This window comes from Lysobacter sp. P5_B9 (genome assembly GCF_054049835.1).
The window spans coordinates 158,655-171,380 of sequence record NZ_JBFULP010000004.1 but is presented as its reverse complement, the minus strand read 5'-3'; the positions used below and the strand labels follow the sequence as shown (position 1 = coordinate 171,380).

Sequence of the window (12,726 nt, the reverse complement as noted above, 5' to 3'; positions counted from 1 at the left end):
CCGCAAGCGGGGAGAGGGGCGGCCGAGTGCGTAATGCGTAAAATGCGGCGATGAATACCCCCGAACCGTACCCGATCGTCCGCCTCAAGAACGCCTGGAACTCCACCCATCCCTGGATCTTCCAGCGCCTGGTCGACAAGCCCGCGACGCGGCCCAAGTCCGGCCAGATCGTCGACGTGGTCGGCGTGGACGGGGTCTGGATCGGGCGCGGCTTCTACAACGGCCACTCGCGCATCGCCCTGCGAATGCTCGAGCGCGACCCCGATGTCGACGTCGACGCCGCCTGGTTCGCACGGAAGATCGCCGAGGCGGTGCAGCTGCGCCGCGACATCCTCAAGCTAGACCAGATCAGCAATGCCTGGCGCGTCGTGCACAGCGAAGGCGACGGCATCAGCGGCCTGGTCGTGGACCGCTACGACGACCTGGTCGTGGTGGAGTTCTTCAGCGCCGGCGCGTTCCGCTACCGCGAGTGGATCTACGACGCGCTGCGCGCGCAGTTCCCCGGCTGCCGTTTCCACGCCTCCGCCGACGAGCACGTGCAGAAGCAGGAGTCGTTCGACTTCCGCGGCACCGAACCGGCGCAGCCGGCGGTGATCAGCGAATACGGGGTGAAGTTCCGCGCCGATCCGGCCGGCGCGCACAAGACCGGCTTCTTCGCCGACCAGCGCGAGAACCGGCAGTGGCTGTCGCAACAGGTCGAAGGCAAGCGCGTGCTCGACCTGTGCTGCAACACAGGTGGCTTTGCGGTGTACTCGGCGGTGCGCGGCGCCAGCGAAGTGGTCGGCATCGACATCGACGAGGCGGTGATCGACATCGCCAAGGGCAATGCCAAGCTCAACAACGTGCGGCCGCGCTTCGTCCAGGCCGACATCTTCCCGTGGCTGCGCGACGCCGCCAACGCCGGCGAGCAGTTCGACGTGGTGATCCTCGACCCGGCCAAGATGACCCGCGATCGCGAGCAGGTGATCAACGCGCTGAAGAAGTACCTCGACATGAACAAGCTCGCGCTCGGCGTGGTGAAGCCGGGCGGCCTGTTCGCGACGTTCTCCTGCACCGGCCTGGTCAGCGAGGAGCAGTTCCTCGACATGCTGCGCCGCGCCGCGTTCTACGCCGGGCGCAGGGTGCAGGTGCTGAAGGTGTCCGGCGCCGGCCCGGACCACCCGTTCCTCGCGCAGGTGCAGGAGTCGCGCTACCTCAAGGCGGTGTTCTGCCGCGTGCTGGACTGAGGCAAACCGTTCCGCTGGGCAGGTCGCCCAGCGCTAAAATCCGCGCATGCCCCAGCGCAAGCCCATCGATGTCTACCTCAAGCCCGCCGGGGGTTGGGACGCGTTGAAGAGTTCGTGGCACGCGCTGCACGAGCAGCAGGTGGTGATGAAGGGCGCCAGCACGCTGCTGCGCACCAACCAGCCCGCCGGCTTCGATTGCCCGGGTTGCGCCTGGCCCGATCGCAACAAGCACTCGACCTTCGAGTTCTGCGAGAACGGGGTGAAGGCGGTCGCCAACGAGGCCACCAGCAAGCGCGTCACCCGCGAGTTCTTTGCCGCGCACACGGTGGCGGAGCTGGCGCAGCACGACGACCATTTCCTCGAGGCGCAGGGCCGCCTCACCGAGCCGATGCAGTACGACGCGGACAGCGACCGCTACGTGCCGATCGGTTGGGATACGGCCTTCGCCACGATCGCGACGGCACTGAATGCGCTGGCCTCGCCCGACGAGGCGATCTTCTATACCTCCGGGCGCGCCTCCAACGAGGCCGCCTTCCTGTACCAGTTGTTCGTGCGCGAGTACGGCACCAACAACCTGCCCGACTGCTCGAACATGTGCCACGAGCCCTCGGGCGTGGCCCTGACCGAGCAGTTCGGCAGYGGCAAGGGTTCGGTGCTGCTGGAGGATTTCGAACTCGCCGAAGCGATCTTCATCTTCGGCCAGAACCCCGGCACCAACCATCCGCGCATGCTCGGCGAACTGCGCGAGGCGGCCAAGCGCGGTTGTCGCATCGTCGCCTTCAATCCGCTGCGCGAGCGCGGGCTGGAGCGCTTCGCCAATCCGCAGGTGCCCGCGGACATGCTGCCGGGCGGCCAGGGCGTGCGCATCGCCTCCGACTACTTCCAACCGCGCATCGGCGGCGATCTCGCCGTGGCGATGGCGCTGGCGAAGGTGGTGGTCGAGCGCGATGCGGTCGATCGTGAGTTCATCGCCGCGCACACCCGCGGTTTCGATGCCTTCGCCGCCAGCGTCCGCGCGGCGCGCTGGGAGGAGCTCGAGCGCGAGTCCGGCCTGACCCGCGCCCAGCTCGAACACGCAGCGCAGATTTACATCGACAGCAACGCCAGCATCCTGTGCTGGGGCATGGGCATCACCCAGCACCACCGCAGCGTCGCCACCATCCAGATGCTCGGCAACCTACTGCTGCTGCGCGGCAACGTCGGCAAGCCCGGCGCCGGACCGTGCCCGGTGCGCGGGCATTCCAACGTGCAGGGCGACCGCACGATGGGCATCTACGAGAAGCCAACGGGCGCGTTCCTCGACAGCCTCGGCGCCGAATTCGGTTTCGCGCCGCCGCGCGCGCACGGCTTCGACACCCTGGATGCGATCGCGGCGATGCGCGACGGCCGCGGCAAGGTGTTCTTCGCCCTCGGCGGAAACTTCGCCACCGCCACGCCCGACACCGCGCAGACCCAGGCCGCGCTGAGCAACTGCGAGCTCACCGTGCACGTCAGCACCAAGCTCAACCGTTCGCACCTGGTGCACGGCCGCGCCGCGTTGATCCTGCCGTGCCTGGGCCGCACCGAGATCGACCTGCAGGCCGCCGGCCCGCAGGCGGTTACGGTCGAGGACTCGATGAGCATGGTGCACCTGTCGGCGGGCATGAACGCGCCAGCGTCGGAGCTGCTGTTGTCGGAACCGGCGATCGTCGCGCGCCTCGCCGCGGCGACACTGCCGCGCAGCCGCACGCCATGGCTGGCGCTGGTCGAGGACTACGACCGCATCCGCGACCGCATCGCGCGCGTGGTCGACGGCTTCGAGGAATTCAACCAGCGCGTGCGCACCGCGGGCGGTTTCCACCTCCACCATCCCAACCGCGAGCGCGCGTTTCCCACCAGCGACGGCGCGGCGCAATTCTTCGTGCATCCACTGGCGGCCGCAACCGGCATGGACGCGGCGTTGCTGACGCTGATGACGGTGCGTTCGCACGACCAGTACAACACCACCGTGTACGGGTTCGACGACCGCTATCGTGGCGTGCACGGTTTGCGCAAGGTGTGCTTCATCTCGCGGGAGGACCTGCAGCGGCATGGCCTCGCCGATGGCGAGCTGGTCGACATCGTGTCGGTGTGGAACGAAGGCGGCCGCGTGCAGGAACGCGAAGTGCACGGCTTCCGCCTGGTCGAATACGACATCCCGGCCGGGTGCCTGGCCGCGTACTTCCCCGAAACCAATCCGCTGGTGCCGCTGGAGAGCTACGCCGAACGCGCGCGCACGCCGGCGTCGAAGTCGATCCCGGTGCGGTTGCGCAAGGCCGCCGCGCCGTGAGCGAGGAACGCGCGCTCGCCCTGCTGCAACTGTTGGCCGCGGAGGACGGGCAATCGATCCACCGAGTCGCCAAGCGCCTGGAGCTGAGCCTGAGCGAACTGCAGCGCCTGCTCACCGCGCTCGGCCCGGATCCGCGCTTCGATGGCCTCGACCTGGTCGAGCAACGCGTGGAGGGCGAGCGCACCCTGCTGTGGCTGACCAGCAAGGGGCGGCGCCTGTGCGCGACGGCCTGAACGATGCGCTGGCGACGGTGCGCGCGCTGCGCGTGCAGGCCGACGTGCGCGAGGCACGCGAGGACGCGGCCGTGGTCGAGGCGCCGGTCGCGCTGCTCTACAACGGCCTGTCCTTCGCGGTGATGATGGCCACGCCCTGCGACCTCGAGGATTTCGCCCTCGGCTTCGCGTTGAGCGAAGGCATCGTGGCCTCGGACAGAGAGTTCAACCTGGTCGACAGCGTGCGCGGCGACACAGGCGTGGCCCTGCACGCGGCGATCCCGCAGGCGCGGTACGACGCCCTGCAAGAGCGCAGGCGCAACCTCGCGGGCCGCAGCGGCTGCGGCCTATGCGGCGTGGAAGCGCTGCAGGACGCGCAGCGTCCGGTGCCGCGCGTGCCGGAGCCGCAGGCGGTGTCGTTGGCGCAGATCCGCGCCGCGCTGGCCACGCTGGCCACGCAGCAGCCATTGAATGCGCGCAGCGGTGGTGTCCACGCCGCCGGCTTCGCCCACGCGCAGGGCTTGCTGGTTCGTGAGGACGTTGGCCGCCACAACGCATTGGACAAGCTGATCGGCGCGATCGTGCGCGCGGGACTCGATCCCGCGAGCGGCTTCCTCGTCATCACCTCACGTGCGTCCTACGAGATCGTGCACAAGGCGGCGATGGCCGGCATCGGGATAGTGATAGCGATCTCCGCGCCCACCGACCTGGCGATCCGCACCGCCACGGCGGCCGGCATCACCTTGGCCGCGTTTGCGCGCGGCGATGCGCTCAACCTCTACAACGCGCCCGAGCGCGTGCTGCCGTAGCCGCGATCAGGCGGCTTCAGCCGCGACGGGCACTCACTTCGAGCGACCGTCGTAGTGGCGCACCGGCACCGCGCCGAGGTCGATGTCGGTGAGGCAGCGGATGTTGATCGCCGCCATCGCGTTGCCCTGGGGATCGCGACCCTCGCCGAACGGATGTATGCCGCAGGTGGCGCAGAAGTGGTGCTGGATTACGTGACGATTGAAGGTGTAGGTCGACAGCGCGTCCGCGCCCGTCGTCACCCGTAACTGCGCGCGCGGCACGAACCACAGCAGGGAGCCCTTGCGCTGGCACATCGAGCAGTTGCAGGCCATCGCGCCTTCGATCTCGCCATCCACTTCGAATGCCACCTTGCCGCAGTGACAGCTGCCTTCATGCGTCGTCATCGTGTCGGTCCTTGGGGGTCGGGTCGCGCAAGCATACGGCGCCGGCGCGACACCTGTGGGTCAGCGCGCAGGTCAGCGCGTGGGTCCGGCCGCCATCACCGCGTCGCGCCTGGCCTTGTATTCGCTGCCGCGCAGCCAGTCCGGAAATGCCTCGCTTTCGGCCAGGCGATAACCCACGGCGAAGGCGAAGCGGGTCACGTCCACCGCACCCTCGTAGTTCCAGTCGCGCTTGATGGTGTCGTCGACCTGGTGGTAGTCGTCGTACGGCACGCCCGGGCTCATGCGTTCGCGGGGGCTGCCGGTGTCGCGGATGATGCCGGTCAGGTTCTGGCTGCCGCGGGCGAAGTAGAGGCTGGGCACGCCGCCCAATGCGAACGCGTAGGCGTCCTGGCGTTGGTTTGCGCCCTCCCAGGGCGCCGGGTCGGGTGACACGGTCCGGTGCAGGGCCGCGGCGACCGTGCGCAGCAGCGGGTCCATGCTGGTTTCGCCCAGGCCGACGACCCGGATGTCGCGCGTGGTCGCCCAGAAGCCGATCACGTCGAGATTCAGGTCCACCACGGTGCGCGACAGCGGGTACAGCGCATTGGCCACGTAATGGCGCGCGCCGAGCAGGCCCTGCTCCTCCGCGGTGGTCGCCATGAACAGCACCGACCGCGCCGGTGGCTGCGGCAGCCGGCGCCACGCCTTGGCGATCTCGAGCATCGCGGCGACGCCGGAGGCGTTGTCGACGGCCCCGTTGTAGATCTGGTCGCCGGCGAGGCGCGGATCCCTGCCGAGGTGGTCCCAGTGCGCGGTATAGATGATGACTTCGTCGCTGCGTGCGCCTTCGCGACCGTCGATACGGGCCACCAGGTTGTGCGACACCACGTCGCGGAACGTGTTGCTGACGTCGAAGCTGGCCGTCGCATCGAGCGCGACCGGGCGGAAGTCGCGTTGCTGCGCGCGCTTGCGCAATGCTTCGAGGTCGTGCCCTGCCATCCGCACCAGCTGGCGGACGTGGGCGATCGGCATCATCGCCTCGAACTGCAGGCGCGGCGCGGGATCGTCGCGCAGCTGCAGGTGCTCGCGACCGGCATCGGTGCGGGCCAGTGCGAACTCCCAACCCGCGTGCGCGGCCTCGTGCACGATGATCATCGCCGCCGCGCCCTTTTCCGCGGCGAGGGTCCGCTTGTAACGGTTGGAGGCGTAAGTGGTCTTGATGGCGCCGCGAAACAGCGCGGGATCGAGCCTGGGGCCGCCGAGCTGGGGATCGTTCATCAGCACGATCACCGTCTTGCCGTGCACGTCGACGTCCTTGTAGTCGTCCCAGCCGAACTCCGGGGCGACCACGCCATAGCCCACGAACACCAGCGGCGAGTCCTGCACCACCACGCGGGACTGCGGCAGCGCCGAGCTGCCGACGAAGTCCTGCGTGGGCACCAGATCCAGGCGCTGTCCCTTCACTTCCAGGTGCAGTTGCGGCTGCGAGGTGATTCCGATCAGGGGCACGTCCTGCACGTAGCTGCCGTCCGGATTGCCCGGCGCGAGCCCGAGCTGGCGGAAGGTCTCGGTCAGGTAGCGCACGCTGAGCTCCTCGCCGTGCGTGCCGGGCGCGCGGCCCTCGAACGCATCGGACGACAGCACCTCGATGTGATGGCGCAGCTCGGTATCCTTGATGCTGCGCAGCGCCTCGGGATCGGGCAGGACGCCGGCGTTGTCGGCCGCCAGCACGGACACTGCCACCAGCGCCACGGCGAGGCCGGCCAGGCGCAGGCGAATTCGCGTGGGACGCATGGCGCGCTCCTGGAAAACACCGTGGCCAATGTAAACCGCCGGCAGTGGCGGACTTGTGCATTTCGTGCGCGTGCCGAGCGTGCAGTCGCAGGAATTGCGAAGCCCGCGGGCTAGACTGTCGCCATGCCCGTAACCACTTTGCTCCTGCTTCTCCTGCTGCTGGCGGTCGCCGTCGCCGTGGTCCTGCTCGTGATCCTGATCCTGCGCCGGCCGGACGGGGCCCTGGAGTCGTATCGCGAGAAGCTGGAGCAGGCCCTGCGCGAGGAGCAGCGCGACGGTCGCGGCGAGTTGCGCCAGCAGCTCGACAGTTTCTCCAGCCAGCAGGAACTGCGCATCGACGGCTTCGCCAGCCGCCTCAACGAGGCCGCGGGACGCACCGACCAGCGCCTGGAGGACCTGCGCGAAGCCCTGACCGAGGACGCGCGCAAGGCGCGCCAGGAAACCGCGCTGGCGCTGAAGGATTTCGCCAAGGCGCTCGATGGCCGCGTCGGCGAACTCACCCGCAACAACGAGCAGCGCCTCGGCGAGATGCGCACGACCCTGGAGCAGAAACTGCGCGAGCTGCAGGTCGACAACGCCGCCAAGCTCGAGCTGATGCGCGCGACCGTCGACGAGAAGTTGCACGCGACGCTGGAGACGCGCCTGAGCGAGAGCTTCGGCAACGTCACCACGATGCTGGCGCAGGTGCACCAGGGCCTGGGCGACATGAACAAGCTCGCCGCCGACGTCGGCGGATTGCAGCGTGTGCTCGGCAACGTGAAGTCGCGTGGCGTGTTCGGCGAGGTGCAGCTGGCCGGCCTGCTCGAGCAGGTGTTCGCGCCAGACCAGTACGCGGCCAACGTGGCGACGCTGCCGGGCAGCAGCGAGCGCGTCGAATTCGCGGTGAAGTTCCCGGGCTCCACCGGCGAGGCGCCGCTATGGCTGCCGATCGACGCCAAGTTCCCGCGCGAGGACTACGAGCGCCTGCTCGATGCGCAGGAGCGCGGCGACGTCGCCGCCGCGCATGCCGCCGGCGACGCGCTTGAACGGCGCGTGCGCCTGGAAGCCACGCGCATCCGCGACAAGTATGTCGGCCCGCCGCACACCACCGAATTCGCGATCCTGTTCCTGCCGACCGAGGGCCTGTACGCGGAAACGCTGCGCCGCCCGGGGCTGGTGGAGGCGCTGCAGCGCGACCAGCGCATCGCCGTGGCCGGTCCGACCACGTTGCTGGCGCTGATGACCAGCTTCCAGATGGGATTCCGCACGCTCGCGATCCAGGAACGTTCGAGCGAGGTATGGCGCACCCTGGGTGCGGTGAAGACCGAATTCGCCAAGTTCGGCGCGGTGCTCGACGGGGTGAAGAAGAAGCTCGACGAGGCCAGCAGCAAGATCGACGAGACCGGCCGGCGTACCCGCGTGCTCACGCGCAAGTTGCGCGACGTGGAAGCGCTGCCGCTGGAAGACAGCCAGCGCCTGCTGGGAACGGAGCTGGAAACCGCGGACGAGGAAGCCTCGTAGCCGCCAGGCATCCCGGGTACTTCGCGGCGCCCCGGGAATCGTGATTCGCGGCGACGGCCTCAGCCGTTGCCCGGCACCACCACCGGCATCGCATCCACCGGCACGGTGGAATCGTCTTCGTCTTCGCGCAGGTAGTCCGGCAGCTTGCGGCTGTCGTCGTCCTGCTGGCGGTCGCCGAAGATCTGGTAGTCGCGGCGCTGCGACCAGGCGTCGCGCACCAGGGTGTAGTCGTCCTCCGCGCCTTCGCGCAGTGAGTCGGTCGACAGCAGCTGCGCGCGCATGTCGACCAGCTGCAGGCCCTGCAGCGGAATGCGGACCTCGTTGGGTCCCACCCGGCGCAGCGGGCTCAGCGGTGCGTCGCCCGCCATGCCGAACACGTCGCGCACGGTGCGCGGCCCGAACAGGGGCAGCTCGAAGTAGCGCGAACGCTTCCAGCCCCACACCCCGAGGGTCTGCCCGAAGTCCTCGCTCTTCTGCGGCAGTTGCGCGCGCGAGGCCGGATCCAGGATGCCGGCGAGGCCGAAGGTGGAATTGAGCAGGAAGCGGCCCAGCGCCTGGGCTGCCTGCTTCGGCTGGCCCTGCAGCAGGGCGTTGACCATGTTCAGCGGCTGGCTGAGGTTGTTGAAGAAGTTGCTCACGCCCAGGCGCACCGGTCGCGGCGTCACTTTCACGTAGCCGCGCGCGAGCGGCCTGGCGATGTGGCGGTCCACCGCGTTGTTGAAGCGGTGCACCTTGCGGTTGTACTTCTCCCAGGGATCGAAGGTCCCGGGCATCTCCGCCGCGGCAGGCAGGAACGGATCGGCGTAATCCTGGTCGCCCTGGCCGTAGATGTCGTTGAAGGCCTGCTCGGCGTCGGTCGGCACCGACGGCGCGGGTTGCGCCGCGGCCGGTGTCGCCTCGCTGGCCGTTCCGGCTGCCGGCGTGTCGCCTGCGGCGGCCTCGGGGGGCGCCTGGTTGGTGGGCGGCGCCGTGCTGGCGTCGGTCGCCGGCGGGGGCGCTTGGTCCCGCGGCGTGGCCGGGGTCTCAGCGCTGGCCGGCGCGGCCGGTTCGCTCACGGCCTGCTCGCTGACGGTCGCGGGACGCGCGCCCGCGTCGGCGGCCACGGCGTCGACCTGCCCCGCGTTGAGCGCAGCCGGTTCCGCCGTCTGCGCGAACGCAGCCGCGGGGACCAGCAGCGTGGCCAGGGCAAGGTGGAGACCGTTCGAACGCATCAGGGGGTGCAGTAGGGGCAGGGGGAGCGGCAAGCACGCTACCGCAAAGGGGCGGCGAGATGCTCAGGCCGCAAAGGAAAGATCGTCCTGCAGGCGATACGCACGGCGCAGCTCGGCCAGTCCTTCCGGGCTGCCGTCGATCCGTACGCCTTCGCCGGCCATTGCCGCGAGTTCAGCCAGCAGGGCCAGGCCCGCGCTGTCGACCAGCGGCACCGCCGACAGGTCGAACCGGCGTACGCCGGCGAGCTGCCTGGGTATCTGCGGCCACAACACCGCCACGGCGGCGCGATCGAGGATGCCGGTGAAGGCGAGGGTGTCGTCGTGCAGGGTGCAGGTGGCCGTCATGGGGGAGGTGTCGGTGCGGGGGACGTGTGCGCCGGGCGGCTTCGGGGGAAGCCGCCGGACATTGGCTGGGTTACTTGCTGGCTTCCGCCTGCAGCTTGCCCGCCTTGAGGTCGGCGGCGACCTGCGGGATCGACTTGCGGTTGAGCGGGCCATCGAACTGCGCGCGGAAGGTCTGCACGAAGCTCACGCCTTCGACCATCACGTCGAACACCTTCCAGCCGGTACCGGTGTTGCGCATGAAGTAGTCGACCGGCACGGGCTCGCCGCCCTGGCGCAGGAACTCGCTGGAGACGCGCACGCCGCGGCCGTTGGGTAGCGCGGTTTCCGACTTCACCCGCACCTTGAGCTTGGTGTTGAAGTCGAGCAGCGAGGAGCCATAGCGGCTCATCAGGCTGTCGGCGAGCGCGTCGGCGAACAGCTTCACGTCTTCATCGGAGGCGCCGCGGCCGTGCGTGCCCAGGACCAGGCGCGCGGCGTAGTCGCGGTCGAACATGGCGTTGAACTCACTGGACACGAACTGGCGCAGCGCGCCGCGGTCCTTGGTGAATTCGGCGCGGCGCGATTCCAGCGTGGTGAGGATGCGCGTGCTGTTGTCGAGCACCATCTTGCTGGGCGTGCCGGCCTTGGCCGGGGTCGCGGCCGCCTGGGCGTTGCCCTGCGCGAACGCAGCGGGCGTGGCGGCCACGAGGGCAGTGGCCAGGGCGAGTGAAAGCAGGGTCGTCTTCATCATTTGGTGGGCGCGTCCGTGGGGGCGGAGGATTCGTTGCTGTTGTCGCTGGCTTCGGCGTCGCCGGCCGGCTTGCCGCCGGAGAACATGTATTTGCCGACCAGCTGGATCAGGTCGACCGCGGGCTGGGTCAGGAAGATCTCGTCGCCGGGCTTGAGGGGCTCGGGATCGCCGCCGGGCGACAGGCCGATGTAGCTCTCGCCCAGCAGGCCATTGGTGAAGATGCCCGCGGAGGTGTCGCCGGGCAGGTCCTTGTACTTGCTGTCGATGGACAGGGTCACGACGGAGTCGTATTTAACCGGATCTACCTGAATATCGGCCACCTTGCCGACCGCGACCCCGGCGATCTTGACCGGCGCGTTCGGGCGCAGCGCGCCGATCGAGGTGAAGCGCGCCTTCAGCGGATAGCTGGCGTGGCCGAAGCCCCAGTTGCGGTTGGTCGATGCCAGCGCCAGCACCAGCACCGAGGCCAGGGCCAGCAGCAGGAAGGCGCCGACGGCGAATTCGATTCTTGGACCACGCATAAATCACCTGTCCCGGCGCACGCCGGGGTTTCGAAATCATTGGAACAGCAGGGCGGACATCACGAAGTTGAACATCAGCACCAGCAACGAGGCGTTGACCACCGCCTTGGTCGTCGCCACCGAGGTGCCCTCGATGGTCGGTTCGGCGTGGAAGCCGACGTACGCGGCGACCAGCGCCGCGGTGGCGCCGAACACGCCCGACTTCACGAAGGCCATCAGGAAGTCTTCATGGAAGTCGACGCTGTCCTTGAGCACCTGCCAGAAGAAACCCTGGTCGATGCCGATCACGTGCACGGCTTCGAAGTAGCCGGCGCTGATCGCCAGGCTGCAGAAGAAGCCGGTGAGCAGCGGCATCGAGATCAGCGCGGCCCAGAAGCGCGGCGCCACCGCCTTGCCGATCGGATCGATCGCCATCAGGCTGAGCGCGGTGATCTGGTCGGTCGCGCGCATCAGGCCCAGTTCCGCCGCGATCGACGAGCCGGCGCGGCCGATGAACAGCAAGGCGGTGAGCACGGGCCCGAGTTCGCGGTACATGCCCAGGCCGAGCATCGCGCTGACCTGGTTGGCGGCGCCGTAGGTATCGAGCGCGCGGTAGCCCAGCAGGGTCACCGACAGCCCGACGAAGGCGCCGCCGACGGTAACGATCGGCAGCGTGCGCGCGCCGATCTTGTAGATCTCGCGCACCAGTTCGCGGAAGAAGTCGGCGGTCGGCGCGCTCGCGCGCAGCACCGACATAGTGAACAGTCCCGCGCGGCCGATCGCGCTGGTGGCGGCAACGAACGGCATCAGGCCGGCTCCGGCTGCGAATTGAAGGCGCGGCTTTCGAACGGAATGGGACCGTCGGGCTCGCCGTTGAGGAACTGGCGGATCAGCGGATCGGTGCTGGCCTGCAGTGCGTCGGGTGCCCCCGAGAACACGATGCCGCCATTGGCGATCACCACGGCGTGGTCGGCGATCGGCAGCGTCTCGTGCACGTGGTGGGTGACCACGATGCTGGTGAGGCCGAGCGTGTCGTTGAGGCGGCGCACCAGGCTCATCACCACGCCACTGGCGATGGGATCGAGGCCGGTCAGCGGCTCGTCGTAGATCATCAGCGGCGGATCCAGCGCCAGCGCGCGGGCCAGCGCGACGCGCCGCGCCATGCCGCCGGAGAGTTCGCGCGGATAGGCATCGGCGGCGGCGCGCAGGCCGACCGCGTGCAGCTTCATCAGCACCAGGCGGCGGATCAGTGCCGACGGCAACTTCGTATGCGTGCGCAAGGGCAGCGCCACGTTCTCCGCGACGGTGAGATCGGTGAGCAGGCCGTTGCCCTGCAGCAGGACACCCAGGCCCTTGCGCATTTCCAGCAGCGCGCGCTGCGAGCGCGGCACCGGCTGGCCCAGCACTTCCACCGTGCCGGCCGCCGCCGGCAATTCGCCGGTCAGCGCTGCCAGCAGGGTCGACTTGCCGCAGCCCGACGGCCCCAGCACCGCGACGATGCTGCCGCGCGGCACGCTGAGGTTGATGTCGCGCAGCACGGTCCGGCCGCCGCGGTCGAGGCGGAGGTGTTCAATGCGGACGATGGGCGACGGCTCGGGCATGCGAAGGCAACAGGCAAGGTGCGCGCGGGCAAAAACGCGCGCAAGGATGGCGGTGTGCGGCTGAACGGGAGATGGCGGCGGCCATTGTCGCAGAGACCGCCTTGTTTGCCGCGTCTCGCCCGTTGCG

Annotated in this window: 13 protein-coding genes; 5 read left to right on the top strand and 8 right to left on the bottom strand. The window is 69.1% G+C overall.

Going from position 1 to position 12,726, the window contains the following annotated elements:
- Positions 1-50 precede the first annotated feature (50 nt).
- Genes ACXJJ9_RS10155 through fdhD form a run of 4 tightly spaced genes read left to right on the top strand, consistent with a single transcriptional unit; the run spans position 51 to position 4,555 of the window.
- Positions 51-1,226 (top strand): class I SAM-dependent rRNA methyltransferase, encoded by a 1,176-nt coding sequence (locus ACXJJ9_RS10155; RefSeq protein ID WP_457097064.1) that lies wholly within the window; start codon positions 51-53, stop codon positions 1,224-1,226.
- A 46-nt stretch (positions 1,227-1,272) separates the two neighbouring features.
- Positions 1,273-3,534, top strand: coding sequence for an FdhF/YdeP family oxidoreductase (locus ACXJJ9_RS10150; RefSeq protein ID WP_457097063.1), 2,262 nt, complete (start codon positions 1,273-1,275; stop codon positions 3,532-3,534).
- Positions 3,531-3,767, top strand: a complete 237-nt coding sequence (locus ACXJJ9_RS10145) for a helix-turn-helix domain-containing protein (protein ID WP_457097062.1) — start codon at positions 3,531-3,533, stop codon at positions 3,765-3,767. The genes ACXJJ9_RS10150 and ACXJJ9_RS10145 overlap by 4 nt, the downstream gene beginning before the upstream one ends.
- Positions 3,752-4,555, top strand: coding sequence for a formate dehydrogenase accessory sulfurtransferase FdhD (fdhD, locus tag ACXJJ9_RS10140; protein WP_457097061.1), 804 nt, complete (start codon positions 3,752-3,754; stop codon positions 4,553-4,555). The genes ACXJJ9_RS10145 and fdhD overlap by 16 nt, the downstream gene beginning before the upstream one ends.
- A gap of 33 nt (positions 4,556-4,588) precedes the next feature.
- Here fdhD and ACXJJ9_RS10135 read toward each other — a convergent pair whose 3' ends face one another.
- Positions 4,589-4,939 carry a GFA family protein gene (locus tag ACXJJ9_RS10135; RefSeq protein ID WP_457097060.1) on the bottom strand — a complete coding sequence of 117 codons (351 nt, stop codon included), beginning with the start codon at positions 4,937-4,939 and terminating at the stop codon, positions 4,589-4,591.
- 72 nt (positions 4,940-5,011) lie between these two features.
- On the bottom strand, positions 5,012-6,712 hold the full coding sequence (locus ACXJJ9_RS10130; RefSeq protein WP_457097059.1) for a M20/M25/M40 family metallo-hydrolase: 1,701 nt from the start codon (positions 6,710-6,712) through the stop codon (positions 5,012-5,014).
- A 123-nt stretch (positions 6,713-6,835) separates the two neighbouring features.
- On the opposite strand from ACXJJ9_RS10130, the gene rmuC reads away from it, so the two are divergent.
- The gene (rmuC, locus tag ACXJJ9_RS10125; RefSeq protein ID WP_310054826.1) at positions 6,836-8,212 is read left to right on the top strand and encodes a DNA recombination protein RmuC; all 1,377 of its coding nucleotides are present in this window, start codon (positions 6,836-6,838) and stop codon (positions 8,210-8,212) included.
- 59 nt (positions 8,213-8,271) lie between these two features.
- Here rmuC and ACXJJ9_RS10120 read toward each other — a convergent pair whose 3' ends face one another.
- The 6 genes from ACXJJ9_RS10120 to ACXJJ9_RS10095 form a co-directional block, all read right to left on the bottom strand.
- Entirely contained in the window at positions 8,272-9,423 is a 1,152-nt protein-coding gene (locus tag ACXJJ9_RS10120; protein ID WP_457097058.1) for an MlaA family lipoprotein, read from the bottom strand.
- Between the two features lie 63 nt (positions 9,424-9,486).
- The gene (locus tag ACXJJ9_RS10115) at positions 9,487-9,768 is read right to left on the bottom strand and encodes an STAS domain-containing protein (RefSeq protein WP_310054822.1); all 282 of its coding nucleotides are present in this window, start codon (positions 9,766-9,768) and stop codon (positions 9,487-9,489) included.
- 70 nt (positions 9,769-9,838) lie between these two features.
- Complete coding sequence (locus ACXJJ9_RS10110; protein WP_457097057.1) at positions 9,839-10,495, bottom strand: MlaC/ttg2D family ABC transporter substrate-binding protein; 657 nt, start codon at positions 10,493-10,495, stop codon at positions 9,839-9,841.
- The gene (gene mlaD, locus ACXJJ9_RS10105) at positions 10,495-11,019 is read right to left on the bottom strand and encodes an outer membrane lipid asymmetry maintenance protein MlaD (protein ID WP_457097056.1); all 525 of its coding nucleotides are present in this window, start codon (positions 11,017-11,019) and stop codon (positions 10,495-10,497) included. Before mlaD ends, ACXJJ9_RS10110 begins: the two co-directional genes overlap by 1 nt.
- A 36-nt stretch (positions 11,020-11,055) precedes the next feature.
- Entirely contained in the window at positions 11,056-11,805 is a 750-nt protein-coding gene (locus ACXJJ9_RS10100) for an MlaE family lipid ABC transporter permease subunit (protein WP_457097055.1), read from the bottom strand.
- Positions 11,805-12,599, bottom strand: a complete 795-nt coding sequence (locus ACXJJ9_RS10095) for an ABC transporter ATP-binding protein (protein WP_457097054.1) — start codon at positions 12,597-12,599, stop codon at positions 11,805-11,807. Before ACXJJ9_RS10095 ends, ACXJJ9_RS10100 begins: the two co-directional genes overlap by 1 nt.
- Between the last annotated feature and the right edge of the window lie 127 nt (positions 12,600-12,726).